The organism is Parasphingorhabdus sp. (assembly GCF_036964675.1).
GTDB lineage: Bacteria > Pseudomonadota > Alphaproteobacteria > Sphingomonadales > Sphingomonadaceae > Parasphingorhabdus.
In genome coordinates this window covers 1-24,170 of record NZ_JBALTF010000043.1, presented here as the reverse complement: position 1 = coordinate 24,170, position 24,170 = coordinate 1, and the positions used below count along the sequence as shown (strand labels likewise).

The following is a 24,170-nucleotide window of genomic DNA, read 5'->3' as shown; positions in this document are numbered from 1 at the left end:
CGCCTCGTCGACCAAATCTTCCGGCGAAAGCTGCGCAAATATTTCGCGCCCCCCTTCCCCGTCAACCACTGTGCCGGCGCCATTGGCAACCGGAGAGACAATGCCATCAAAGCCAGGATTTGGTCCTTCCAGCTGCTTGAACTGCGCGCGCGACACCCCGTCGGGCAACATCATGGCGCAAATATAGACGAGCGCGTCAATCGCATCCGGTGCGGTTTCCGCTGCCTGGCTGACGACCAGTCCGCCGCGGCTATGGCCAACCAATATCACCGGTTTCTGGGTGGCATTTTTGCACAGTCCGGCTGCAAAATCAGCCCATCCCTGCAGGGTAATCGCGCGCAATTCCTGTTCGTTTCCGTCCATGCCGGGCAGATCGGGGGCGATCACTTCATGCCCCTGCCCTTCGAGCAGCAGCTTGATGCCATCGAAACACCAGCCACCATGCCAGGAACCGTGGATCAGGATAATACTAGCCATCAGAGATCACTTCTCGGGCAAATTGCCCGAAGGTCGATTGGATAGTCGCTATTTCGCATGACCCGTGAAGGTTCGCAATTCCGGATTGGTATGATCGGGCATTTCCAGTGCCGCCTTGACTCCCGGGCGCGCCTCCATCCGTGCACGCCAATCGGCGAGACGCGGACATTTCTTGTCAATGTCCATTTCCGGAAACATGCGATTGACCATCATGCCGCAATGGCTGTAAAAATTGATATCGGCGGTGGTGTACATGTCGCCAACCAGCCACGGGCCATCGGCCAGCTGGGTTTCAACCTTGTCACAAGCAAAGATGATCTTGCGCGTAGATTCTGCCAGATCCGCCTCGCTAAAGCCGGAACGGGCGGTCTTCCATTTCTCGCGCTGATGCGGGAGCGGGATTTTCTCGAGCAATTTTTCAAACTCGCCGCTTTCAATGTTGCGGGCGATCACACCAACCATCCGGTGCCAGCCGTGCATCGACACCTGATTGGTCACATGCTCGTCGACAAATTTATTCCAGTAGCGCATCCGCGCTGCTCCGACCGGATCGCGTGGGCGAAGTGGAATTTCTGGAAAGACATCGTCCAGATATTCGTTGATCACCGTCGTGTGGGTGATGATCGCGCCATTATGATCGAGCACCGGCACCTGCCCTTCCGGGTTAATGGCAATGAACCAGTCGCTATGCTGCTCGAACTTGTGCAGATCGACATAGATGCTTTCAAATTCCAGCCCTTTTTCCTTGAGCGGAATCATGGACTTCAGGGAATTGGCAGCGGGTTCCGCATGATAATATTTAAGCGTCATAATATACCTCAGATAGGAGTTTGGGTTCCAAGTATGCCGCCATCGACGGCGATTGATTGCGCGGTGACATGGCTCGCGGCATCGGAAAGCAGAAAGCAGACCATTTCGGCTACTTCGGCGGCTGAACCGATGCGCCCCTGCGGCACCGCTTTGCCCAGCTTGTCGCGCATAGCCTCTGGCGACGCATTGGCATCAAGCCCCATCAGCATCGGTGTTTCGATCAGGCCGGGAATGACGCAATTGACGCGAACATTGTGCGGGGCGGCTTCAACCGCTGCGGCTCGGGCGATACCCAGAACGCCGTGCTTTGAAGCGACATAGGCAATATTTCCCGGCATGCCACGCTCGCTGGCAAGACTGCCGGTGACCACGATCGACCCGCGCCGACGTTTGATCATAGACGGCAAGACGCGCTTGATCGCCCAAAAGACGCTGGTCAAATTTGTCCGAATGACATCATCAAAATCATCATCCGCATAATCCACCAATCCAGAAAATTTGCCGCCGGAACCGGCATTGGCAAATAATCCGTCTGCCGGACCAAATTCACTTTCCGCTTTGGTGATCGCGGCCATCAATGCGTCTTTGTCAGACACATCGACCGCGATATAAAATGTGCTGCCGCCATCGCGGTTGATCTTTGCAGCGGCCTCGGCAAGCTTGTCTTCCGAGCGCGCGAACATCGAAACCGATGCGCCGCGGCGGCTTAACATCTGGCTGGTCGCAAAACCTATCCCGGTTGATGCGCCGGTTATAATGAAATGGCGACCAGACAGACCTGTCACGTCAGCCCCAACAATTTGGCTGCATTATCTTTCATGATGCCGGGCATCACTTCGTCCTTGAAACCGACATTTTTCGCTGCATCAATCCACTTCTGCGGATGGATGAGCGGGAAATCGGAACCGAACATCATCTTCTTGCGCAATTGCCCGTTGGCATATTGAATGATCTGTGGCTGAAAATATTTGGGACTCCAGCCGGACAGGTCGATGAAGACATTGTCCTTGTGCAGCGCCATCGACAGACTTTCATCCACCCAGGGCCAGCTCGGATGGGCGAGAATGATGTTCATATCCGGAAAATCTACCGCGACATCATCGATCAGCATCGGCTGACCCCATTTGAGCCGAACACCGCCACCGCCAGGCATGCCGGTGCCCATGCCGGAATGACCGGTATGGAAAATCGCCGGCAATTTATATTCAGCGATCACTTCGTAAATCGGATAGGCAACCCGGTCAGCGGGATGAGCATCCTGCATGATGCCGTGAAATTTAAACCCCTTCACGCCATAATTTTCAATCAGGTCACGGGCTTCGCGGGCGCCCATTTTCCCCTTGTGCGGATCGATCGATGCAAAGGCCATGCAGATGTCATCATTCTTGGCTGCATATTCGGCAATCTCGTAATTGGAGACCCGCTTCGCGCCAATTCCGCTTTCACAGTCGACGGTGAACAGGCAGAATGCAATTTGCTGTTCGCGATATATCTCGATGATTTCAGGAATTTTCGGACGCTCGCGCGGTGCCTTGAAATAGGCGCTGGCGGCATCGAAGAACTTGCCCATTACCGGATCTTCAGGATCATGACATGATATTTCGGCATGAACGTGAACGTCAATCGCTTTGATCTTGCTTAAATCTATGGGCATCTAAAATCTCTCCTGGTTCGGTTAATTGGGGAAGCAGGCCTGACTAGGGATCAGACCCGCTTCCCCTCCCCCGATATTTTTGATCAGAGCTGGATGATGACGGACTTGAGTTCGGTATAGGCTTCGACACCCTGACGTCCCTGCTCCCGTCCAAGCCCTGATTGCTTGAAGCCGCCAAATGGCAAGGCCGGATCGATCACGCCATGGCAATTGCCCCAGACCGTACCCGCTTTCAGCTTCGCACACATCTGGTGCATGGCGGAAACATCCTTGGTCCAGACGCTGGCAGCCAAGCCAAAGCAGCTGTCATTGGCCTGCTTCGCTACTTCATCCAGATCGTCAAAACGCTGAGCACAAACAACCGGTCCGAAAATTTCTTCGCGAACAACGCTCATGTCCGGCTTGACGTCGACCAGCACGGTCGGGTTGACATAATAGCCATCCGCCGTCGGACAATCGCCACCCATGGCAACCGAAGCTCCGGCCTTCTTGCCCTGGTCGATATAGTCCATGACGCGGTTATATTGCTCTTCCGAGACCAGCGGCCCCATGTGGGCTGCTGGATCGAGCGAAGGGCGCGGTGCCCAGAATGCTGCGGTCTCAGCAATGCCTTCGACAACCTTGTCGAAGATCGAACTATGCGCATATAGCCGTGAACCCGCGATACAGACCTGCCCGGCATTGAAGAAAATCGCTCCGGCAGCGCCGGGAGCAACTTGTGCAACATCTACGTCCGGCAAGACGATCACGGGAGACTTTCCTCCCAGTTCCAGCGTGACGCGTTTCAGCGTGTCGGTAGCGGTACGATTGATGATCTTGCCGACTTCGGTCGAACCAGTGAACGCGATCTTGTCAACATCCGGATGCCGAACGAGACGATCGCCCGCCGTGTGACCATTGCCGGTAATGACATTGATAACACCCGCCGGAAAACCGGCTTCGGCGATCAGATCGGCAAGGCGCAAGGCGGTCAGAGACGTCTGCTCCGCCGGTTTCAGGACAACCGTACAGCCTGCTGCCATCGCCGGAGCCACCTTAAGAACGGCCATGAGCAGCGGAAAGTTCCAGGGAACGATCAGGCCGGCAACACCAACCGGTTCACGGCGCACATAGCTGTGAAACGCCCCATTGGGTGTCGACATCGGCGAAACGGAATCGGCACCGAGCTTCGTCGCCCAGCCAGCCATATAGTGCAGCATTCCGACTGCAGCAGGAATATCGACCGTGGACGACATGCCGACCGGCTTGCCATTATCGATCGATTCCAGCTCTGCCAGTTCACCAGCATGTTTCTCAACCAGATCGGCGAGCGCATGGATCATCTGTTCCCGTGCGATCGGCGGCAAACCGGTCCAGCGACCATCATCAAAAGCGGCGCGCGCAGCAGCAACGGCCCGATCGACATCGGCATCGGTCGCGTCGACGATACGGCTGATTTCCTTGCCGGAAGACGGATCAACAACCGCCAGATTCTTGTCCGCCGAGGAACTCACCCATTCATTGTTGATGAACAGCGAGGGTTTGCGTGACAATGCTTTCTTGGCGGCATCCGAATATGCGTGTTGCGCCAGCGATATGGTCGACATCTCATTCATAAGAGCATCCTTTCCTGGGATCATGCCTAAAATTATTATGCTTCATAGCTATCAAACATTGTTTGTCTTGCATACAATAAATGTTGCGCCAACAAGGTTATGACAACATTTGCGGGCCGGTTTTTGCGGCAGCGGCCTCTTCTGCAGCCCGGTCTCGCGGCGTCGGAATATCACGACCGCGCTGGACCGCCGGACGGGCTCCGACCAGATCGATCCAGCGTGCCAGATGGTCGAGCCCTTCGATGTTCACGCCGGACCATTGGTAGGAATGCACCCAGGACCAGTTGGCGATATCGGCGATCGAATAGTCATCGGCGAGATATTCGTTATTGGCCAGATGGCCGTCGAGCACCTCAAGCAGTCGCCGCGTTTCACGTTGGTAGCGATCGATGGCCGGTTGAATTTTCTCCGGGAAATAGCGGAAGAAGACATTGGCCTGCCCCATCATCGGACCAATGCCGCCCATCTGGAACATCAGCCATTGCATGACCTTGGTCTTTCCCTTCAGGTCGGTCGGCATCAGTTTACCAGTCTTCTCCGCTAGATAGGTCATGATCGCGCCCGATTCAAAAATCGGGAAGCCATCATCAACCAGCGCCGGGATCCGGCCGTTGGGATTGATTTTCAGATACCAGTCGGATTTCTGCTCATTCTCATCAAAGGAAATCGTCTTGAGCTCGTAGGGCAATTCCAGCTCTTCGAGGGTGATAGATACCTTCCAGCCATTTGGCGTCGCGGCGGTGTAAAGTGTAATTCCCATATTTCAGGTCCTGTTCTATTTGAGGCCGAGCGCCTTGTCTTCATTGGCGCGCTTGATGACATAATGGCGAATGGCGTCCGCATCGGCGGGTTTGAGTGCCGACTTGAATGAGACCATGCCGTTATGCTGCAGCATGCCGTCGATCACGACCGAGCGGAATGTCGCTTCATCATTCAGGGTACCGCTGTGGCGAAGATCGGGATTTACCCCGCCGGCAACCGCAGCATCGCCATGGCAAACCGAGCAATAGCGTCCATAGGCATTGGCGCCGGCTGCTATTTGCTGGGACGAGCCCGTGACCGGTGGTGGGTCCAGTGGCATGGCTGCCAAGGCCGGTGGTGCAGGCAGCGTGCCTTTTGCCCCCAGCTTGAACACCAGCAGGCGGCTGATATTCCGGGTCACGCCGGATTTTCCGGCCAATACGCCGGTTGCGATGTCCCAGACGCCGCCCCAGCCGACCAATATGGCGACATATTGTTCGCCCTTGACGCTATAGGTCATTGGCGCAGCAATCACGCCGCTTTGAACCGGGAAAGACCAGAGCTTCTTGCCCTTGTCGGCGGTATAGGCGTTGAAGTCGCCGCCCGCCGTGCCCTGAAACACGAGATTGCCTGCGGTGGCGAGCGTGCCGCCATTCCACGGTCCCGGATATTCCACTTTCCAGACTGCCTTTTGCGCAATCGGGTCCCAGGCGGTCAGCGAGCCGGTCGTCGCGTCCAATGCCCCGGCCTGAATGGCTTTGTCTGCCGGCATGGCAACGGCGGCGCTGTCCTGTCCGGTCTGGAAACCGATATCGCTGGGTTTCCAGTCTTTCGCGGCTGCGTAGGGGAAGGCAGCTTCCTGCACCGGAATGTAGACCAGTCCGGTTTGCGGGCTGAACGACATCGGTTGCCAGCTATGGGCACCACCTGCTCCCGGCAACGAGATGAATGGCTTGCCGGTCTGTTCATAGCGGGCCTCGGGATTGATCTGCGGATAGCCGGTCTTGGGATCAAGGCCGCTTGCCCAGTTGACGGTCGCAAAGGGTTTGCCCGAGATAAATTCGCCGGTCTTTGCATCGAGAACGTAGAAGAAGCCGTTCTTCGGCGCGTGCAGAATCACCCGGCGCGATTTACCGGCAAAGTCGAGGTCAGCAATGATGATCGACTGATTGGAATCAAAGTCCCAGCGATCCTCGGGTGTTTCCTGGAAATGCCATGCATATTCGCCGGTGTCTGCATTTACCGCAACAATCGAGCTGGTATAAAGCGTGTCGCCCTTCCGCCCCGCAGCAGCCGGATTCCATGGCTCGGCATTGGCGGTGCCAAAATAGATGAGGTTGAGTTCAGGATCATAGCTGATCGAATCCCAGACATTGCCGCCACCGCCCAGCTTCCACCATTCGCCAGACCATGTTTCGGCCGCTCTTTTCATCGCGTCATTCTCGAAACCGTCGGCAGGATTGCCCGGCACGGTATGGAAGCGCCAGACCTCGTCACCGCTTTCGGCATCAAAGGCGGCCAGATAGCCGCGTGCCTTGAATTCGCCGCCAGCGCTGCCGATCAGCACCCGGCCCTTGACGATGCGTGGAGCGCCGGTGATCGCATAGCTTTCCTGATCGGGAACCGTCATTTTCGACCAGACAGGCTTGCCCGTCGCCGCATTCAGCGCAACCAGCCGGCCATCAAGCGTGGCGATGAAAACCTTGTTATTATAGACGGCAACCCCGCGATTGACCGCATCGCAGCACACCCTCACCAGCGTCTCGCGCGGCACCTCGGGATCATAGGACCACAAGGGCTTGCCGGTCGCTGCATCAAAAGCCTTCACCATCGACCATGCGGTTGAAACATAGAGAACACCATCGACCACGAGGGGCGTTGCTTCCTGGCCGCGATTGGTATCCAGATCGGACGACCAGGCGAGGCCCAGATTCTGCACTGTCTCCGCGTTGACCTGGTCGAGCGGGCTGAACCGCTGCTCGTCATAGGTCCGGCCATAGGACATCCAGTTTGCCCCATCCTGATCGGCAGCAAGCAAGCGCTCGTCGTTGACCGCGCCCGCCGCGTCCTTGTCAAACTGCGGAACCTGCTTGCAACCGGCAAGGGCCGTAACAACCATCAAGGCAGCAAAAATCTGTGTCTTTCGCATAATGCTCTCCTAAGCTCGCGGACTTAACCCCAGCGATTTATTTCGGGACCAGGCGCCCAAGTCTTTTCTGGCATATCATTTGACGCCAGCGCAAGCGCTTGCGCTACCGAAGGCCGTGCTTTCATCCGTGCCAGCCAACCCGCCGTAAGGGGGGCGTCTGCAAAAGCAGCCGGCACGATATCAACCATGCCGGCAAGCCAGGCATAGGTTTCCAGATCGGCCAGCGAAAAATCAATGAACAGCCAATCCCGGCCATCCAGTTGCGCTTCGCATTTCTCGACCGCCTGGGTCACTTTGACCCACGAATCCTCGAGCTTTTCATCCTCGAATTTTCCGCTGCGCCAATCCGCCCAGCGGCCACGCAGATCTTCGCTCTGGATCGCGGCCATTACGTCATCACCAATGTCCGGTGCAGATCCGCTATGGATACCGAGATATCCGGCAGCCGGCGCCAGCCGTTCGATCATCTGCCGGCACCACATCATCACTTGCCAGCGAGCATAAGGATCTACCGGGCGCAGCAATGTCCCGCTGCCGATGTCGTCGAGATAGCAGCCGACAAAAACGCTGTCGGCCAGTGCTTCGCCATCGACCAGCAACACCGGACCTTCGCCCTCAATGCTCATCGCGACTTCCGTCTGCCCGGCCGAAGGCAATGCGTGGCGCTCTCCTGCCGCGAGGTCGAGCAGTTGGAGGTCGGCCTGCAAGTCTTTTTCGAACAGGGCCGCCAATACGGTCAGCGACGGGCCATTGGGCTGGCCATGATAGAGGGTCATGCTCATGCGATATAATCCTGCTCTAATATGTCGACACGCTTCACCATGTCGGTCTTGCCCATCGCCCAGCAGGCTTTCGTCGCCGGTCGCGCATAGATTGCGCGCAGCCAGCGCATGATATTGGGCGTCAGTTCATCATTGGACAGCTCGGGCTGCGACAAGGGCAGCGCATAAGCCAGATTGAAACCGTTCACATCAGCGAGGCTATAATTGTCGCTCGCCAGCCATTCTCTTTTACCCAGCTCGTCCTCCAGCATGCGAATACCCACGCCGATGCGGCGCCCTGATTCTGCCATTTCTTCGTCGCTGAACAGTCCATAGACCGCCTTGCGCCATGCCACCTGACGCTCGGGCAGCGGAATGCGGTTGATCGCCGCTTCCAGCTCTTCCTCGCCGCGCTGCTCCCGCGCATTGGGTCCGACAAAAAATTTCCAGCCAAACATCGAGAAACTGGGTGCGAGCCATTGGTCCATGAACTTCATCCACCAGCGAATCCGCCATTGCTCTTTCGCATCTTCCGGCATCAAGCGCGGGCCGTCAAAGGCCTCATCGACATATTCCATGATCGCGGTGGACTCGGTAAGCACCAAATCACCATGGGTCATCGCCGGGATCGTTCCCTGCGGATTGATTGCCAGATATTTCGGATCATGCTGATCAAAATTCAGAAGGTCGAGATAATGGCTGTCAAAGGCCACGTGTTTTTCCATCAATGCGAGCATCGGTTTTCCCGAATTGGCATTGGGTTCCCAATGATAAAGGGTAACATCGTTCATATAGGGGCCTCTCCCAAGGCTTGTTATTTGTATGCCTTACTTACTATACTCGAACCAGCGGTCAAGTCGAAAAGCTGGACGGTGCGCCATCAAGCAATATGGTCTTTGTTTCGAGATAGCCGAGCAAACCTTCGATCCCGCCCTCGCGGCCGATGCCGGATTGCTTGAAGCCGCCAAATGGCAGGCCAAAGTCCATCCTCATGCCATTTTGGCCGACAGCGCCGGTGCGGATGCGGCGCGCAATGCGATAAGCAATGTCCGGGTCATGAGTCAGCACAGAGCCGTTTAGTCCAAAGCTGGAATCATTGGCTATCCGGATTGCATCTTCTTCATCCGCAAAGGGAATGAGGCACAGCACCGGACCAAATATCTCTTCTTGCGCAATCCGCGACGCATTATCGACATTGGCAAAAAGCGTGGGTTCGATGAAATAGCCGCGATTGAGATGGGCCGGCCGCTCGCCTCCGGTGACCAGTTCAGCGGTTTTCCTGCCTTCCTCGATATACATTTCCACGCGCTCGAGCTGGCGTTTCATGGCGAGCGGGCCGAGCTGTGTTGCCGGATCATCGGACGGACCGATCACGACCTTTTTCATTTCGCCAGCGATCGCCTCGGCCAGTGCGTCGTGGCGGGCCTTTGGCACGAGCACCCGGCTGAGCATCGCACAGACCTGACCGCTCATCATCGTGATCGTGCCGGTCAGCATCTGCGCCGCAGCATCGATATCAAAATCATCCGCAATAATCGCTGCAGATTTGCCGCCCAGTTCAAGCGTGCAGCGCGCGATCCTTTCACCGCAGACACTGGCGATGCGCTTGCCGGCGACGGTCGATCCGGTGAAGCTGACCTTGTCGACTCCCGGGTTGCAAACCAGATGGTCGCTGGCATCGCGGTGGCCGCAGACGAGATTGACGACGCCAGCCGGCAGGCCCGCCGCATCGGCGGCTTCGGCAATGATATAGGCTTCCAGCGGCGTTTCCGGCGACGGTTTCATGATCACCGTGCAACCCGCGGCCAGAGCATAAGCGACCTTGTTGAGCATGATGCCATAGGGCCCGTTCCACGGCGCAATGGCGGCAACGACACCAACCGGTTCATGAGCAATCAAAGCGGTATGCACAACCGGGGATGGCCGCTGCTCAACAAATTCAAACTTTTCCGCCATGGCAATGATCTGATCGAAATTCATCGTCGAACCGGCGGTCATCGGTCCAGCGAAACTTGCGAGCCCGCCCATTTGCAAAGTCCAGGCCCGAGCTATTTCATCGGTTCGGCCGTGCAGATGCCCGGCCATTTTCTTGAGCAGCGCAATCCGCTCTTCCGGCTGCATTCTGCTCCACGGGCCTTGATCAAAAGCAAAACGCGCAGCTGTTACCGCCGCATCCATATCCGCTTCATTGGCTTCGGCGACGGAACCGATCACGTCCTCGCTATTGGGAGAAACCAGTTCTATCTCGCGCTGCGAATGCGCGGGCACCCATTTGCCGCCGATCCATAATTTATCGGTATTTTTGATATGAACGCCTTCGGGTGTCATGGTGTCTTTTCCTTTTCGTTCATGTCAGATCATCCAGTCCAATTCGCATGCCGGCCTCGGCGGTGCGATTGGCTTCCCGGCGCAGCCGCTCGATTTCGGCGCGCCCTTCGGGCACCGGTTCGTCCGGCAGGGCATCGACCATCCACCGATATATTTCCTCGAAATCCTCGCGGTGGTCGGGATGAGTCAAAATCAGCCCGCGATTTTCGACGATGCCGCGCAGGGTCTTTTCACCCACTTCCAGGGGATCCATGCCAAGATCAAAAGCCTTGCCGAATCTCTCAAGCTCCTGATGGTCAGGTGCAGCAAAGCCGCTTTCGGAAAAGCCCTCGGGCCGTTTGAGCGCGCTATCCCAGGCATTGGTATTGGTCAGGCCGGGACACATGAGCGAGACACCTATATTATAGGGCGCCAGATTGAAGCGCAGGCTTTCGGTCAATCCGCGCACCGCGAACTTGCTCGCCGTATATATGCCCGCCTGCGGCCCGGCGCAGAACGCCGCCATGCTCGCAACATTGACGACATGGCCACCCTCGCCATGCGCTTTCATGCCGGGCAACAGCGAAACCAATCCATTGACCGTCCCGCCAAAATTGACGCCCATGATCCAGTCATAATCGGCATAGCTGGCTTCGTCGGTCGGACCGAATACGCTGACCCCTGCGTTATTCACCAATATATGAATGTCACCAATTTCCTCGGCAACCTCGGCAAAGCGCTGCCGGTCGGTGACATCCAGCTTCACAAATCCGGGGGTTTCGTGCCGCTGATCGACAAACCAGCGCTCGGCTTGCTCGCGATAATCTTCATTGCGGTAGGACAGAATGAGCTTGATGCCAGCATTGCTGAACGCGCGCGCAATGCCAAAGCCGATTCCCGACACCCCACCGGTAATGAATGCGGTCTTGCCTCGCCATGCCATGAAATTTCCTCTCGCTTTTGCGCTATCATTTGTTAGTGTTGCATACAAATAAAAACAAGGAGAGTCGATAATGTCTGATGTAGAAGGGCGTCTGGAAAAGCTGGAAAACCGCTTAGGCGAACTGGAGGATATCAATGCCATCCGCCGATTGCACTGGGCCTATGGCTATTATATAGATTTCAACAAGGCCGCCGATGTCGCGCAATTATTTGCCGAAGATGGTGAGGTCACATTTCTGTCCGGCGTGTTCAAAGGGCATGAGGGCATATTCCGGCTTTATGGCACCTGGTTCCAGAATCTGTTCCTTGAAAATGGCGGCGAAGGTCCGGTCGACGGCTTCCTGCTCGACCATTTCCAGATGCAGGACATCATTACCGTCGCCCCCGACCGCCAGACCGCCAAGGGCCGTTTCCGCGGCATGCTGTTCGGTGGCAGCCACGAATCGCGCAAATGGAAACCGGAAGGCCTGCCGCTGCAGTTCATGGAAGCCGGCATTTACGAAAACGACTATGTTCGGGAAGGGGATGTCTGGAAGATCAAACGGCTCGACTATATGATGCAATGGCAGGGCGATTATGAAAAGGGCTGGTCAAAGACCGTCAGCCATTTGCAGCCGCTGACGGAATGCTATCCCGACAATCCGATCGGTCCGGATTATCTGCTGGACGAAAAAGACATCCGCAAGACCTGGCCGAACCGGCAGGACGTTCCGATGCATTTTGCCCATCCGAAATTCGGGGCGCTATTGTTGGGACAGGAGCCAAAATAATGACGCTTTTACCTGACGGCAGCGAGAAAGGCCTGCGCGGCCACCCAGAAGAACGCGGCATACGCACCCGCATCGGCATGGCTCCGCCAGCGGGCGAAGTTGATCGAAACGCCCCTTACAAACGCATTGCCACGGAAGAAGCATGGACCTTTCCGGATCTGGTGAAAGCGCAGCTGGAATATCTGGAAAGCGGCGAAGCACCGGACGACGCCTCGCTGGCGATGGCCGGCATGTTCGCCTCCATGCCGAAACTGCAGGGGATGTTGCAGGATATCGGGGAAGGCCGGATCGCCCATATGGACGAATATGGCATCGACCGGCAGCTATTGCTGCTCACCTCGCCCGGCGTTCAGGTTGTGCGGGAGAGCGAAGGCACCGCGCTGGCGCGGCAAGCCAATGATCTCGCCGCGGAAAGTTGCAACAAGTGGCCCGACAGATTTTCAGCCCTTGCCGCCTTTGATCCGCGCGATGTGAAGGGATCGGTGCAGGAACTGGAGCGGGCAACCAGCAAATTGGGCCTCAATGGCGCCGTGCTCAATTCCCATTTTCAGGGACGCTATCTGGATGAACCGGCCTACGAGCCGATATTGGAAGCATTGGAAGCACTGGACGCGGCGCTCTATATTCATCCGACCGCGCCTTTCAATGGACAGCATTATCGGGACCGCGGATTTTTCGGGGCGCTGGGCGGGTTTCCGCATGATGTCTGGCTGCACACCATGGGCCTGATCTTTTCCGGTGCCTTTGACAAATATCCGAAATTGCGACTGGTCATTGGCCATATGGGTGAATGTTTGCCGCTGCACCTCTATCGCTTTGACTGGATGCAAGGCAATGCCGACGGAATTCCCGGATTTCGCGGCGGGCAGCCTGCGGTTACCCTGAAACATCCGGTCAGCCACTATTTCCGCCACAATATCTGGATCACGACCAGCGGCGTTGGCTGGGAGCCGGCGATTAAATTCTGCATGGATGTGATGGGACCAGAGCGGGTCCTCTATGCAATGGACTATCCCTATCAGCAATCATCAGACGAACTCGCGGGCTATGACGGCATGGACTTGTCGGCCAAACACAAGAAAATGCTGATGCAGACCAATGCTGAAAATGTCTTCCGCCTGCCGACCAGCGGCTAGGATCAGGAGCTACATATCAAGTGAACGGATGAATGCAGAGTCCAGCCTGTCGGCTTGCCCCTTCAGGCTCGCTGAACATGGTGCAAATCTGGTGGCGATTCCCATTGAACCAATCGGTCATCTATCTTGCGCAGCAATCGATCAACCCGCCGAAGCTCGGATTCGGTCAGTTTACCGAAAACAAAGCTTGCGACTTCTGACATTCGTTCGTTCATCTGATCACATTTGGCGCGGCCAGCCGTGCTCAGTTGATAGGGTTTGCGCCGCCGGTTATTCTGGTTGTCGGTCAGCTCGACCAAGCCCATCTTTTCAAGACTGTTCAAGGCTCTGCTGACGTTCATGGCTTGCATGGCCATCAATTCAGCAAGATCAATTCCTGCCAGCTCACCTTCACCGCCGAGGGCCATTAAAATTCGCAGTTCGGTCACGCTGATATCTTCCGGATCGGCGACACCATCACGCATCGGGCGCGCGATTCTGGTGGCGACCTTCAATAAATCGACGAGAATCTCGACCTGATCCGACGCGATTTGGGAATCATCCTTTTTTTCCATGCAGATGCGTTTAACCGCTTTGATACCGAAAAGCCACATCTCACGAAAAATACAACAAAATTCTTGCTAACAATTGTTTGCGTCTTGATGTTTCAATTATTGTATGTATTACACACAATTAAGAAGGCGAAAACGCCTCTTTTTTGGGTACAGAATTGGGAGGATGAACATATGTCAAAATTTACACAGCTACGGCGCGCACAATATAAATCATTATCTTTTGCCACAATAATCGGGGTCGCGTTGTCCAGCGCACCGGCGATGGCTCAGAATGCGAATGATTCTGCCAGCGAAGGCAATAACATCATTGTCGTGACAGCCCAGTTTCGCGAACAGAACCTGCAGGATATTCCGCTGGCGATTACCGCGGTGACTGGAGAAATGATCGAGGCGAAAAGCCAGACCAACCTGCAACAAGTGGCAGACTCTGCACCAAATGTGGCGATCCGTCCGCAAGGCGCTTCTTTCGGGCCATCGGTCACTGCGTCTATTCGCGGCGTCGGTCAAAATGACTTTAACCCTGCTTTTGAACCCGGCGTGGGCATCTATATTGACGATGTCTATTATCCCCAACTGACCGGCGCGATCTTCGACTTGCTCGACGTTGACCGGGTGGAAATCCTTCGCGGTCCCCAGGGAACGCTGACCGGTCGAAACTCCGCCGGCGGTGCCATCAAATTTTTCTCGCGCAAGCCAACCGGCGACAATAGCGGCTTTGTGGAAGCGACCTATGGTTCGCGCAACCGCATTGGCCTGCGCGCTGCAGCAGATTTCGGCCTGACCGAAAATCTTGCGATGCGTATTTCCGGCGTGTTCAAGGAACAGGACGGCTATGTCGACCGGATTGATTATGGCTGTGAAAACCCGACAAGTGGCATTCCCTCGACAAATGCGGGCGGCGGTGACTGTGTGGTCAGCAAGCTTGGTGGCATCGGCTATCAGGCGCTGCGCGGCATCATACAGTGGAATCCCAGCGATCGCGTCGAGCTGACCATCAGTGCCGACTATGTGAAGGACGAACGCACCATTGCCGGCGAAGTCCTGCTCAACACCGGTCCGGTCCCTGCGCCCAATACAGCGAACAACGGCGTGACCCTGAGCAACGATTTCGTCTGCGGCAAATTCTGCAACTATTCGACGACCGGTCAGCCAGGAATCGTCTGGCAGCCAGCGCTTCAAGTAGCACCGGGAGTCTTTATCGATCCCCTGGGAGCAGCCGGCACCGTTCTTTCCGCTACATCCGGAACCGACCAGAGCAAATATACCGGCTGGGGCGTTTCGGCCAATCTCAAGATTGAACTCAATGACTGGATGCAGCTCACCTCGATCACCGGGTATCGCGAGTTTGACACCGAGTTTTTCACCGACGACGATCTTACGCCGATCCACACCAATTTCGGCCGCAACTTCCTGAGCAACGAGAGTTTCAGCCAGGAACTGCGCCTGAACCTGGAACCAGCGGATGGGATTAACGTCACTCTGGGTGGTTATTATTTTGAGCAGGACTCGTTGTACGATTCCTTCCAGGACATCCGCTATGTTTCGGTATTCCCGCTGCAATTCCGCCAGCCGGATCCGACCAAGGCAGATGCCAAGGCTGTGTTTGCCAATGTCGGATGGGAAGTAACCGACCAGCTGACGGTCAATGTCGGCATGCGCTATACCGATGAATCGAAAGACCAGACTTATTTCCGCCTCAACCTCGACGGGACCGTCAACCGGTTTGTCGATCCGGTAGGCGCGGCAAACGGAATCGGGTCTCCCGGAGCGCTCAGCGGTAATACCGCAAGCTACAGCGCCGATCGAATCGATTATCGGGTAGCGGTAGACTATCGTTTCTCCGATGCATTTCTTGGCTATGCCTCGGTCTCGACCGGCTTCAAGGGCGGGGGGTCAAACCCGCGGCCGTTTAATGCGGATCAGCTGATCGCGTTCAACCCGGAAAAGGTCACCGCCTATGAAATCGGATTCAAGAGCGATTTGCTCGACAATCGTGTTCGGCTCAATGGTGCTGTATTCCTCAATGACTATACCGACCTGCAAATTCCGGTAAATGCTTGCCCCGGTGCCCCTTGTGCCGCGCGGTTCAATGCTGGCGATGCAGTGGTCAAGGGTGTCGAACTGGAACTGTCAGCAGAACCAGTAGACGGTTTGTTGATCGATGGCGCGCTGAGCTACATCGACCAGAAACTCAAAGCGGGCAGCCTCAATCCGGCTGCTGCGGTAGCACCATTTGGCACCAATCCTGGCGGTGTCGATCCAAGCGACCCACCAGCGGTTCCAAAATGGAAAGCCAATTTCGGTATGCAATATAAGGCCGATATGGGCGACAGCGGCAGTATCACGCCGCGGCTGGATTTCACTTATCAGGCCAAGCAATATACCGGTCCAGATACGTCGGTTACACCACGCGGCAGAGCATTCCTGCCGAGCTTCACTACGCTCAATGGCCGTCTGACCTGGAGAAATGCTGATGAAGATCTGGATATTTCGCTGGAAGTGACCAACATTACCAACGAATATTACTATCTTAGCCGGTTCAACCTGCTCGGCGCTGGCGCCGGTTTCGACAAGGCGCTGCCTGCGAGACCACGCGAATGGGCTCTGACGGTCAAAAAGAAATTCTGATCCACAACCCTTATTGTTGATCTTGATCACTATGGGCGGCCTTCGGGTCGCCCTTTTTTTTGGGTCCGGGGGCCGACTTACTCCGAATCAACATTGTGCAAGCTCAAGATTCTATGCTAACAATTGTTAGAATAAGATTGGAGAGATTTGTTGGAACTGAAACTGCCACCGCGGGTGTCGCCCGCGCAATTCGATAATGCGCTGAAAGCCTATGCTGCCGTTGTCGGCAAGGACTGGGTGCTGGCGACCGACAAGGATCGCGACGCCTATTCCGACATTTACGCGCCCGGTCCGGAAACGGAATGGCCTGCCTCCGCAGCGGTTGCGCCGCAAACACGGGAAGAAATTCAGACGATCATTCGCATTGCCAATGAATATAAGACACCTCTCTGGCCGGTCTCTCGCGGCAAAAACCTCGGCTATGGCACGGCAGCGCCGCGTCTGCCCGGTTCGATCGTGCTGGATCTTAGCCGGATGCTCAAAATCGAAGAACTTAACACCGAACTTGGCTATTGCGTGATCGAACCCGGCGTCAGCTTCTTTGATCTCTACGAGCATATCCAGCGCGAAAAGGCACCGCTCTGGATGTCGGTTCCGGGCAATGCCTGGGGTTCCGTATTGGGGAACGCGCTCGATCACGGCATGGGCTACACGCCTTATGGCCAGCATGCGCGCAACCTATGCGGGATCGAAGCGGTATTGCCGAATGGCGAAGTCATGCGCACCGGCATGGGCGCAATGGACAATAATCACAGCTGGCATCTGTTCCCGCTCAGCTTCGGCCCCGACTGGACCCATATGTTCACCCAGTCCAATATGGGCGTGGTGACCAAGGCGGGCGTCTGGCTCCAGCCGGCCCCGGACACATCATTGCAACTGACTTATGACATTCCCAATGAGGAAGATATTGGCTGGGTCGTCGACACGATAACGCCGCTGAAAACAGCCGGCGTTATCGAACAGAATGTTTTCATTCCATCCTGGCTCGGTAAAATTGTGCTGAAGGGCCAGCGCAGGGATTTCTGGGACAAGGAAAGCGCGATGCCGGAATCGCGCGTCCAGGAATTGCTGAAAGAACATAAGCTGGGCTACTGGCAGGTCCAGATTCGCTTCTATGGCGATGAGACGCTCAACAAGGCCAAGGCGGACATCGTCAAAAAGGCATTCAAGCGGCATATCGACACGCCGCCGATGGAGGTCTGGTGGAAACAGGGCGATCCGATCAATCAATATGATCCGACCATGGGCATGCCATCGGCCATCGCGCTGCAAATGGGTGACTGGGTTGGCGGCCGCGGCGCCCATATGGGTTTTTCGCCCGTCGTCCCTGCCACATCAAAACATGTGCTGGGTCAGCTGAAACGCAGCCGCAAGATCATCGCGGACCATGATGTCGATTTCTATGCCAGCTTCACCATCGGCGGCCGGTTTGCGACCAATATCAACATGTTGATGTATGATCGCGACAAGCCCGAACAGGTCAAGAATATCCGCAAAATGTTCAGCGCCCTGATCAGCGAAACAGCCGAAGCCGGCTATGGCGAATATCGCACCCATATTGGCTGGATGGACGAGGTCAATCAAACCTATGATTTCAACGATGGCGTACAGCGCCGTTTGAATGAAAAACTCAAAGATGCGATTGATCCCAACGGCATATTGGCACCGGGGAAACAGGGGGTATGGCCAGCGGCCTATCGCGATAATGCGAAGGGAGAAAAGGCATGAGACGGCTTGGCTTGATCGCCTTTGCCCTTTTGACCGCTTGCGGTTCCGGCGCAAACGAATCCCAGCAGCTGGCCAAAGGCACGGAAGGCGGTCCGCCGCCTCCCCCACCCTATCAGATGCGCGCCGAATTGCCGGCTGGTGACCGGCTGGTTCCAGGCAAGAGCGGCGAGGATCTTTTCTCCAATCGCTGTGGCTCGTGCCATTTGGCCGGCGGCATGGGGACCAACCTGCTGACCGTACAAAGAATGAAAGCAGGCGAACCACCGGAAACGGGTCTTTTGACCAACCGGACCGATTTGACGGCCGACTATATCAAGACTGTGGTTCGCGATGGCAAGATGGCGATGCCGCGCATTTCCCGGGTCGAAGCAACCGATGCCGAACTCGACGCCATTGCCAAATATCTTGCGAAGGCTGAGCAATGAGTATCTCCCGCCGCAATGTCTTGAAAAGCGGCATCGCCATTGCTGCCGTGTCAGCCGGTTCCACAACGGCGCTCGCTTCCCGGTCGGCAGATTTGATTGTCTTTGACAGCCGCGACGCCACCAGCGCGCGATTTGCCAGCGCACGATTTGCACGCAAAATTGACGTGGCCCATGAAGACGCGAATTTCTGGCGAAATTTACGCTCCGACAACGTCGGCAGGAAAATCGCTGGCATGACCGGATGGAGTGACTTCGTACTCGCCCGCGGTTTCCTGGAGGAACGTGGAAAAAGACTGACCGTCGAGAAGCTTCAAGACGGGCTGTTCTTCTGGGAAATGCGATAAAGATTCATCGGCAGCAATCCAGCCAAAATTGGGTTTGACCTTCACTCCTTATATTGTATGTAAAGCTTACAATATAAGGATCCATGATGACTGCCAAGATTATTGATGGCCGCAGCCTCGCTGCTGCCATGCGCGAGGGCTTTTCCAAGCGCGTCAGCGCATTGAATGAACATGGCGTAACACCCGGCCTTGCGGTGCTGCTGATCGGTGATGATCCGGCATCAGCCGTCTATGTCGGCCGCAAGGTCAAGGCTTGCGAGGCGGTCGGCATAAAATCCTTCGCTCAATATCTGCCAGAATCGATCAGCAATGCCGAACTGCTGGGCCGGATCGTCGAACTGAACGCCAATCCCGATGTGCACGGCATATTGGTTCAGCTCCCCCTGCCCCCGCAAATCGATATGGCACAGGTATTGGAAACCATCGCGGTGGAGAAAGATGTCGATGGCTTTCACCTTTACAATGTCGGAGGGCTGGTCACCGGCAATACCGTATTCTCACCCTGCACTCCATTTGGCGTCGTCAAGTTGCTCGAGCACGAGAATATCCCGATTGAGGGCCAGAATGTTGTCGTGGTCGGTGCGAGCAATATCGTCGGCAAACCGATGGCGCTGATGCTGATGGCGCGCGATGCAACCGTATCAATCTGCCATGCCAAGACCCGTGACCTGGCCCAGTTCACCATATTGGCTGACATATTGGTCGTCGCGGCCGGGGTCCCCAATTTGATCGTGCCGCAGATGGTCAAACATGGCGCCGTGGTCATCGACGTCGGCATAAACCGGCTTGCCGATGGCTCGATCGCCGGCGATGTTGATTTCGAGGGCGTCTCCAAAAAAGCATCGGCGATCACGCCGGTGCCGGGCGGCGTCGGTCCGATGACGGTGACAATGCTGCTGGAAAATACGATCAAGTCGGCCGAGCATCGAGCAATATTTGAGGGACTGGAACTCGCTTAAAGTTCGACGCAGCCGCCATCGACAAACAGATCGACACCATTGATGAAACTGGCGTCTTCCGATGCCAGAAACAAGGCCGCTTTGGCGATTTCATCAGCATCGCCCATCCGTTTCATCGGCACGGCGTCGCGCATCATCGTCAGCAAGGCTTCTGCGTCTTCCGCGCTGGTGTCGCGGTGAACGATCGGCGTCTCGGTTGGACCGGGTGACACCATATTGACCCGGATCTTCCTGGGCAAAAGCTCGGTCGCAAATATCCGGGCCACGGCGCGTAGCCCTGCCTTCGCAGCGGCGTAAGCCGCATTGCCCGGCAGTGCCATCACCGATCCGATTGATCCGGTGACAACAATATTACCGCCATCCGGCATATGCGGTAGCACATTCTGGAGGGCAAAAAACATGCCGCGCAAATTGACCGAATGGATGCCATCCCAAAATTCTTCGGTGACGTCGGCAATCGGCGCAAAACCGCCGACCCCTGCATTGGCAAACAATATGTCGATGCCGCCATTTTGCGCAGCAATTTTTGCCAGCGCGCGCTTTGTGTCCGCAACATCACTGACGTCCGACTGCGCCGCCAGCATGCCGGTCTCTGCGCTGACGGCATCCAATGTGCCTTGATTGCGCCCGGTGATCGCGACCGTTGCGCCTTCCGCCTGAAAGGCTTTGGCAGCAGCCAGCCCGATACCGCTATTGCCACCCAGCACGACAACCGATTTTCCGTTGAAACGCATGATCAGAATATCCCGTTTTTGTTGACAGATTTTGCGGGAATTTCCTGAATAACATCCCAATGTTCGACAATTTCGTCATTTTCGCAACGGAATATGTCAACCACCGCCAGGCCGGGGTCATCGGGCCAGCGCTCGACATGGACATGCACGATGACATGATCGTCATCGGCAAAGGCCCGGTGGATCGTCTGCTTTGCGTCCGGGCTTTGCTCGCGGACCATTGCCAGAAATTCTTTCAGCGGCCCCAGTCCGGGCGCGGCGAGCAGGCTATGCTGAATATAATGGGGGGGCAGATGATCGTCGACCGCATCCGGGTTCATCGCGACCAGCACCTCCTGATACATGGTCAGGACGCGATCGAGATTCGCCTGTTCCTGTTCACTATACGCCATTTTGCTCCTCCTCCTGCCTTTGAGTATTGTAACAATTGTTAGAATATGCAAGGTGGAAAAAAGAAAATTTGAGAGGATGAAAATGGACCGGAATGCGCTCTATCAAGTGCTTGATGACTATCTGGATGCCCTGAACAAAGGCGACGCTTCAGCTGTCAATTGGTCCGACCAGCCTTTCACCTCGGAAAATAATGTCATGCTCGAGCGCGGTGACGGTGTCTGGCAAACCATCGACCGACTGGGCGAATATCAACTGCGCTTTGCCGACAGCCAGACCGGCGGAATCGGATATTTCGGTACCATAGTGGAACCGATGGAGGAATCGGCGTTCAGCCTGCGGTTGAAGGTTGATGACGATGGACGGGTGTCGGAAAGCGAGATGGTCATCGTCCGCAATTCCGATAGCGGCCTGGTCCTGCCCAACCCGCGTTTCTACCGCAAGCCGATTCTCGAGGCGAATGCGGAGGCGCCCTCTTCCCGCGCAGAAATGATACATTTGTCTGACGGCTATTTCGAAACGCTCGAATTGAACGATGGCGAAATTCACACCAAATTTCACCCCGATTGCAACCGCGTCGAAAATGGTTTTCAGAGCACCAATGCCCCGGAAAATGCGACGGTCATTCCCACCACCTGGATGGGCTGCGAAGAACAGTTCCGGCTCGGCTTCTACCGCTATGATGACCGGTTGCGCGCCCGCCGTTTCCCGCTGATTGACGAGGAGCGCGGCATCGTCCTCGCCCATGGCTTTATCGATCATTGCGGCGCGCTGGATCGCTACCAGCTGACCAATGGCGAGTGGGTGAGCAGCTTTATCCGCCGCCCGCACAGCTTCTATCTGGCGGAAATTTTCAAAATAGACCATGGCATGATTTGCCAGATTGAAGCCAATTTCATCACCGTGCCTTACCATATGCCTAGTCCCTGGGATGCTTTATGAGAAAATTTGCCGCCGTTTTTCTGCTGCTATTGGCGAGTTGCTCGGGCCAGTCGGATGCAATCAAGACCAGCGCCGATGACTGGGTGACGACGGGTGGCGATATTGGGAAATCCCATCATTCATCGCTGACCGACATTAGCCCGGCAAATGTCAAAACTCTCGGCCTCGCCTGGTCGGCGGACCTCGGCACCAATCGTGTATTGGAAGCTACGCCGATCGTCATCGACGGCATCATGTATACCTCTGGCGTGGCCGGCCGGGCCTATGCTTTCAATGCAGCAACCGGCTCGGAATTGTGGCGTTTCGAGCCGGATGTGGACATGCAGGTCAACCGGACGGTTTGCTGTGACATGGCCAATAGAGGCGTCGCGGTTGCGAAGGGCAAAGTCTATGTCGCCACGCTCGATGCCCAGCTTTACGCCCTTGATGCAAGGACCGGCAAAGTGGTCTGGCAAGCCGACACGGTTGACGATCCCGCTCGCGGTGTCAATTCCACCGGCGCGCCAGAAGTCGCCGGCGATGTCGTGGTGATCGGCAATGGCGGCGCAGAATATGATGTGCGCGGCTATGTCAGCGCTTATGATCTGGACAGCGGCAAACTTGTCTGGCGTTTCCACACTGTGCCCCGCGATCCCAAATTGGGGCCGCAGGACCATCCCGATCTGGAAGCGGCGGTCAAGACATGGGACCCCGACAGCCGCTGGGATATTGGCGGCGGCGGTACGCCATGGGATGCGATCAACTATGATCCGGAAACCGGTTATGTGCTGGTCGGCACCGGCAATGGCGGCCCCTATCATACGCAGAAACGCTCGCCCAAAGGCGGCGACCAGCTTTATCTCGCGTCGATTGTGGCGCTTGATGCCAAAACCGGTCGGGTCAAATGGTATTATCAGGAAACTCCCAATGACAATTGGGACTTCACCTCGACCCAGCCGATGATCCTGACCGACATGACAATCGACGACGAAGACCGACCGGTTGTGATCCACGCGCCGAAGAACGGATTTCTCTATATAATCGACCGGCGGGACGGCAAGCTGCTCAAGGCCAATGCCATTGTCCGGCAGAATTGGAATAAGGGCATTGATCCGGCCACCGGCAAACCGATTCCAAACCCAGAGGCTGCGGATTATTCCAAGGGGCCAAAGATTGTTTTCCCGGCTACGCCTGGTGCGCGAAACTGGCATCCCGGCAGCTATGACCCCGAGACCGGTCTCTATTATGCCCCGGTGCAGGACATGGGCAATTTGCTGTTCATGACGCCCGGACAGAAGCCGTTCAAGGCCAAGATGCTCAACAATGATGCAGCGCTGATCTTCACATCCGATATTGAAGCCGCCTTGCCGACATTGCCACCGGCCATCGCCACCGCAGTGGAGGCGCTGCCTGCTTTTGCAGAGGCAAAGCGCAAGCCCTATTCCTCGGAACTGCGGGCGATTGACCCGTTGACCGGCAAGACCGAATGGGCCGTCGCCCTAGAAGGCTGGCAGGATCGCGGCGGCGTGCTGACCACCGCATCGGGGCTGTTGTTCCAGGGCAATCTCGCCGGCCAGTTGCGCGTCTTTGACAAGGCGGATGGCAAGCTTTTGAAAACCATCGAAACCGGAACCTCGATTCTCGCCGCGCCGATGACTTACCGGATCGACGGCGTGCAATATGTTGCGGTGATGGCAGCATGGGGCGGCGGCGGCTTTCCTTATGTACCCAGCTATGCCGCAGCCTATAAGCGCGGCAATATGGGCCGACTGCTGGTGTTCAAACTGGGTGGCGGTCCGGTGGCGATCCCGGATGAATTGCCGGCGCTAGAAGTGGCTACCGCGCCTCCCGCGCAAAAGCCCGGTGTCACCACAGCGACGATCGCTAGGGGTCAGGGTCTGTTTTTCGGCAATTGCGTCTTGTGCCATTCCAACCAGCCGCGCTCGATCACCCCGGATCTGCGCCGGATGCAACCGGCAACCCATGATGTGTTCGACCAGATCGTGCTGGAAGGCTTGCTATTACCTAATGGCATGCCGCGTTGGGATGACCATCTCTCGCCAGAGGATGTCGGGGCAATCCATGCCTATTTGATCGATTTGCAGGGCAAGACCCGCAAGGCTGAACTGGCCAAAAAGAAGGCTG

Annotated in this window: 23 protein-coding genes; 9 read left to right on the top strand and 14 right to left on the bottom strand. The window is 56.2% G+C overall.

What is annotated here, in order from left to right; all coding sequences use genetic code 11:
• The 11 genes from V7665_RS09025 to V7665_RS08975 all read right to left on the bottom strand — a co-directional run.
• Nucleotides 1-477 (bottom strand): alpha/beta fold hydrolase (locus V7665_RS09025; protein ID WP_335664209.1); only part of this gene is annotated, 477 nt, incomplete at its 3' end.
• 48 nt (nucleotides 478-525) lie between these two features.
• Entirely contained in the window at nucleotides 526-1,287 is a 762-nt protein-coding gene (locus V7665_RS09020) for a glutathione S-transferase family protein (RefSeq protein WP_335664208.1), read from the bottom strand.
• 8 nt (nucleotides 1,288-1,295) lie between these two features.
• Complete coding sequence (locus V7665_RS09015; protein WP_335664207.1) at nucleotides 1,296-2,072, bottom strand: SDR family NAD(P)-dependent oxidoreductase; 777 nt, start codon at nucleotides 2,070-2,072, stop codon at nucleotides 1,296-1,298.
• The gene (locus V7665_RS09010; RefSeq protein WP_335664206.1) at nucleotides 2,069-2,941 is read right to left on the bottom strand and encodes an amidohydrolase family protein; all 873 of its coding nucleotides are present in this window, start codon (nucleotides 2,939-2,941) and stop codon (nucleotides 2,069-2,071) included. The genes V7665_RS09015 and V7665_RS09010 overlap by 4 nt, the downstream gene beginning before the upstream one ends.
• 83 nt (nucleotides 2,942-3,024) lie before the next feature.
• Nucleotides 3,025-4,536, bottom strand: coding sequence for an aldehyde dehydrogenase family protein (locus V7665_RS09005; protein ID WP_335664205.1), 1,512 nt, complete (start codon nucleotides 4,534-4,536; stop codon nucleotides 3,025-3,027).
• A gap of 97 nt (nucleotides 4,537-4,633) precedes the next feature.
• A complete protein-coding gene (locus V7665_RS09000) occupies nucleotides 4,634-5,296 on the bottom strand; it encodes a glutathione S-transferase family protein (protein WP_335664204.1) in 663 nt (220 codons plus the stop codon).
• Between the two features lie 15 nt (nucleotides 5,297-5,311).
• Nucleotides 5,312-7,426: a PQQ-dependent dehydrogenase, methanol/ethanol family gene (locus V7665_RS08995; protein WP_335664203.1), complete on the bottom strand. Its 2,115-nt coding sequence runs from the start codon at nucleotides 7,424-7,426 to the stop codon at nucleotides 5,312-5,314.
• 23 nt (nucleotides 7,427-7,449) lie between these two features.
• Nucleotides 7,450-8,208 carry a glutathione S-transferase family protein gene (locus tag V7665_RS08990; protein WP_335664202.1) on the bottom strand — a complete coding sequence of 253 codons (759 nt, stop codon included), beginning with the start codon at nucleotides 8,206-8,208 and terminating at the stop codon, nucleotides 7,450-7,452.
• The gene (locus tag V7665_RS08985; RefSeq protein ID WP_335664201.1) at nucleotides 8,205-8,978 is read right to left on the bottom strand and encodes a glutathione S-transferase family protein; all 774 of its coding nucleotides are present in this window, start codon (nucleotides 8,976-8,978) and stop codon (nucleotides 8,205-8,207) included. Before V7665_RS08985 ends, V7665_RS08990 begins: the two co-directional genes overlap by 4 nt.
• Nucleotides 8,979-9,039: 61 nt before the next feature.
• Nucleotides 9,040-10,515 (bottom strand): aldehyde dehydrogenase, encoded by a 1,476-nt coding sequence (locus V7665_RS08980; RefSeq protein ID WP_335664200.1) that lies wholly within the window; start codon nucleotides 10,513-10,515, stop codon nucleotides 9,040-9,042.
• Between the two features lie 19 nt (nucleotides 10,516-10,534).
• The gene (locus tag V7665_RS08975; protein WP_335664199.1) at nucleotides 10,535-11,437 is read right to left on the bottom strand and encodes an SDR family NAD(P)-dependent oxidoreductase; all 903 of its coding nucleotides are present in this window, start codon (nucleotides 11,435-11,437) and stop codon (nucleotides 10,535-10,537) included.
• A gap of 70 nt (nucleotides 11,438-11,507) precedes the next feature.
• Between V7665_RS08975 and V7665_RS08970 the strand changes: the two genes are divergently transcribed.
• Together V7665_RS08970 and V7665_RS08965 are read left to right on the top strand one after the other, a co-directional pair.
• A complete protein-coding gene (locus V7665_RS08970; protein ID WP_335664198.1) occupies nucleotides 11,508-12,206 on the top strand; it encodes a nuclear transport factor 2 family protein in 699 nt (232 codons plus the stop codon).
• The gene (locus tag V7665_RS08965; protein WP_335664197.1) at nucleotides 12,206-13,342 is read left to right on the top strand and encodes an amidohydrolase family protein; all 1,137 of its coding nucleotides are present in this window, start codon (nucleotides 12,206-12,208) and stop codon (nucleotides 13,340-13,342) included. Before V7665_RS08970 ends, V7665_RS08965 begins: the two co-directional genes overlap by 1 nt.
• A gap of 62 nt (nucleotides 13,343-13,404) precedes the next feature.
• On the opposite strand, the gene V7665_RS08960 is transcribed toward V7665_RS08965, so the two are convergent.
• Complete coding sequence (locus V7665_RS08960) at nucleotides 13,405-13,896, bottom strand: MarR family winged helix-turn-helix transcriptional regulator (RefSeq protein WP_335664196.1); 492 nt, start codon at nucleotides 13,894-13,896, stop codon at nucleotides 13,405-13,407.
• Between the two features lie 171 nt (nucleotides 13,897-14,067).
• On the opposite strand from V7665_RS08960, the gene V7665_RS08955 reads away from it, so the two are divergent.
• The 5 genes from V7665_RS08955 to folD all read left to right on the top strand — a co-directional run bounded on the left by V7665_RS08955 (nucleotide 14,068) and on the right by folD (nucleotide 19,980).
• A complete protein-coding gene (locus V7665_RS08955) occupies nucleotides 14,068-16,524 on the top strand; it encodes a TonB-dependent receptor (protein ID WP_335664195.1) in 2,457 nt (818 codons plus the stop codon).
• Nucleotides 16,525-16,674: 150 nt separating this feature from the next.
• Nucleotides 16,675-18,252 (top strand): FAD-binding oxidoreductase, encoded by a 1,578-nt coding sequence (locus V7665_RS08950; protein WP_335664194.1) that lies wholly within the window; start codon nucleotides 16,675-16,677, stop codon nucleotides 18,250-18,252.
• Nucleotides 18,249-18,677 carry a c-type cytochrome gene (locus V7665_RS08945; RefSeq protein WP_335664193.1) on the top strand — a complete coding sequence of 143 codons (429 nt, stop codon included), beginning with the start codon at nucleotides 18,249-18,251 and terminating at the stop codon, nucleotides 18,675-18,677. Before V7665_RS08950 ends, V7665_RS08945 begins: the two co-directional genes overlap by 4 nt.
• On the top strand, nucleotides 18,674-19,021 hold the full coding sequence (locus tag V7665_RS08940; protein WP_335664192.1) for a hypothetical protein: 348 nt from the start codon (nucleotides 18,674-18,676) through the stop codon (nucleotides 19,019-19,021). Before V7665_RS08945 ends, V7665_RS08940 begins: the two co-directional genes overlap by 4 nt.
• Nucleotides 19,022-19,107: 86 nt before the next feature.
• Nucleotides 19,108-19,980 (top strand): bifunctional methylenetetrahydrofolate dehydrogenase/methenyltetrahydrofolate cyclohydrolase FolD, encoded by an 873-nt coding sequence (gene folD / locus V7665_RS08935; protein WP_335664191.1) that lies wholly within the window; start codon nucleotides 19,108-19,110, stop codon nucleotides 19,978-19,980.
• Here folD and V7665_RS08930 read toward each other — a convergent pair.
• Both V7665_RS08930 and V7665_RS08925 read right to left on the bottom strand, forming a co-directional pair.
• Nucleotides 19,977-20,714 (bottom strand): SDR family oxidoreductase, encoded by a 738-nt coding sequence (locus V7665_RS08930; RefSeq protein ID WP_335664190.1) that lies wholly within the window; start codon nucleotides 20,712-20,714, stop codon nucleotides 19,977-19,979. The two genes, folD and V7665_RS08930, sit on opposite strands and share 4 nt — an antisense overlap.
• 2 nt (nucleotides 20,715-20,716) lie before the next feature.
• Nucleotides 20,717-21,106, bottom strand: coding sequence for a nuclear transport factor 2 family protein (locus V7665_RS08925; RefSeq protein ID WP_335664189.1), 390 nt, complete (start codon nucleotides 21,104-21,106; stop codon nucleotides 20,717-20,719).
• Nucleotides 21,107-21,188: 82 nt separating this feature from the next.
• On the opposite strand from V7665_RS08925, the gene V7665_RS08920 reads away from it, so the two are divergent.
• Both V7665_RS08920 and V7665_RS08915 read left to right on the top strand, forming a co-directional pair.
• Nucleotides 21,189-22,046: a hypothetical protein gene (locus V7665_RS08920; protein WP_335664188.1), complete on the top strand. Its 858-nt coding sequence runs from the start codon at nucleotides 21,189-21,191 to the stop codon at nucleotides 22,044-22,046.
• The coding region (locus V7665_RS08915) for a PQQ-dependent dehydrogenase, methanol/ethanol family (protein WP_335664187.1) at nucleotides 22,043-24,170 on the top strand (2,128 nt) is incomplete at its 3' end. The genes V7665_RS08920 and V7665_RS08915, both read left to right, overlap by 4 nt.

Bases quoted from the DNA above. Each gene is read 5' to 3' on its own strand.
- V7665_RS09020 (WP_335664208.1), bottom strand. From the start codon at position 1,287: ATGACGCTTAAATATTATCATGCGGAACCCGCTGCCAATTCCCTGAAG.
- V7665_RS09010 (WP_335664206.1), bottom strand. From the start codon at position 2,941: ATGCCCATAGATTTAAGCAAGATCAAAGCGATTGACGTTCACGTTCAT.
- V7665_RS09005 (WP_335664205.1), bottom strand. From the start codon at position 4,536: ATGAATGAGATGTCGACCATATCGCTGGCGCAACACGCATATTCGGAT.
- V7665_RS09000 (WP_335664204.1), bottom strand. From the start codon at position 5,296: ATGGGAATTACACTTTACACCGCCGCGACGCCAAATGGCTGGAAGGTA.
- V7665_RS08995 (WP_335664203.1), bottom strand. From the start codon at position 7,426: ATGCGAAAGACACAGATTTTTGCTGCCTTGATGGTTGTTACGGCCCTT.
- V7665_RS08990 (WP_335664202.1), bottom strand. From the start codon at position 8,208: ATGAGCATGACCCTCTATCATGGCCAGCCCAATGGCCCGTCGCTGACC.
- V7665_RS08985 (WP_335664201.1), bottom strand. From the start codon at position 8,978: ATGAACGATGTTACCCTTTATCATTGGGAACCCAATGCCAATTCGGGA.
- V7665_RS08980 (WP_335664200.1), bottom strand. From the start codon at position 10,515: ATGACACCCGAAGGCGTTCATATCAAAAATACCGATAAATTATGGATC.
- V7665_RS08975 (WP_335664199.1), bottom strand. From the start codon at position 11,437: ATGGCATGGCGAGGCAAGACCGCATTCATTACCGGTGGGGTGTCGGGA.
- V7665_RS08970 (WP_335664198.1), top strand. From the start codon at position 11,508: ATGTCTGATGTAGAAGGGCGTCTGGAAAAGCTGGAAAACCGCTTAGGC.
- V7665_RS08965 (WP_335664197.1), top strand. From the start codon at position 12,206: ATGACGCTTTTACCTGACGGCAGCGAGAAAGGCCTGCGCGGCCACCCA.
- V7665_RS08960 (WP_335664196.1), bottom strand. From the start codon at position 13,896: ATGGAAAAAAAGGATGATTCCCAAATCGCGTCGGATCAGGTCGAGATT.
- V7665_RS08955 (WP_335664195.1), top strand. From the start codon at position 14,068: ATGTCAAAATTTACACAGCTACGGCGCGCACAATATAAATCATTATCT.
- V7665_RS08945 (WP_335664193.1), top strand. From the start codon at position 18,249: ATGAGACGGCTTGGCTTGATCGCCTTTGCCCTTTTGACCGCTTGCGGT.
- V7665_RS08940 (WP_335664192.1), top strand. From the start codon at position 18,674: ATGAGTATCTCCCGCCGCAATGTCTTGAAAAGCGGCATCGCCATTGCT.
- folD (WP_335664191.1), top strand. From the start codon at position 19,108: ATGACTGCCAAGATTATTGATGGCCGCAGCCTCGCTGCTGCCATGCGC.
- V7665_RS08930 (WP_335664190.1), bottom strand. From the start codon at position 20,714: ATGCGTTTCAACGGAAAATCGGTTGTCGTGCTGGGTGGCAATAGCGGT.
- V7665_RS08925 (WP_335664189.1), bottom strand. From the start codon at position 21,106: ATGGCGTATAGTGAACAGGAACAGGCGAATCTCGATCGCGTCCTGACC.
- V7665_RS08920 (WP_335664188.1), top strand. From the start codon at position 21,189: ATGGACCGGAATGCGCTCTATCAAGTGCTTGATGACTATCTGGATGCC.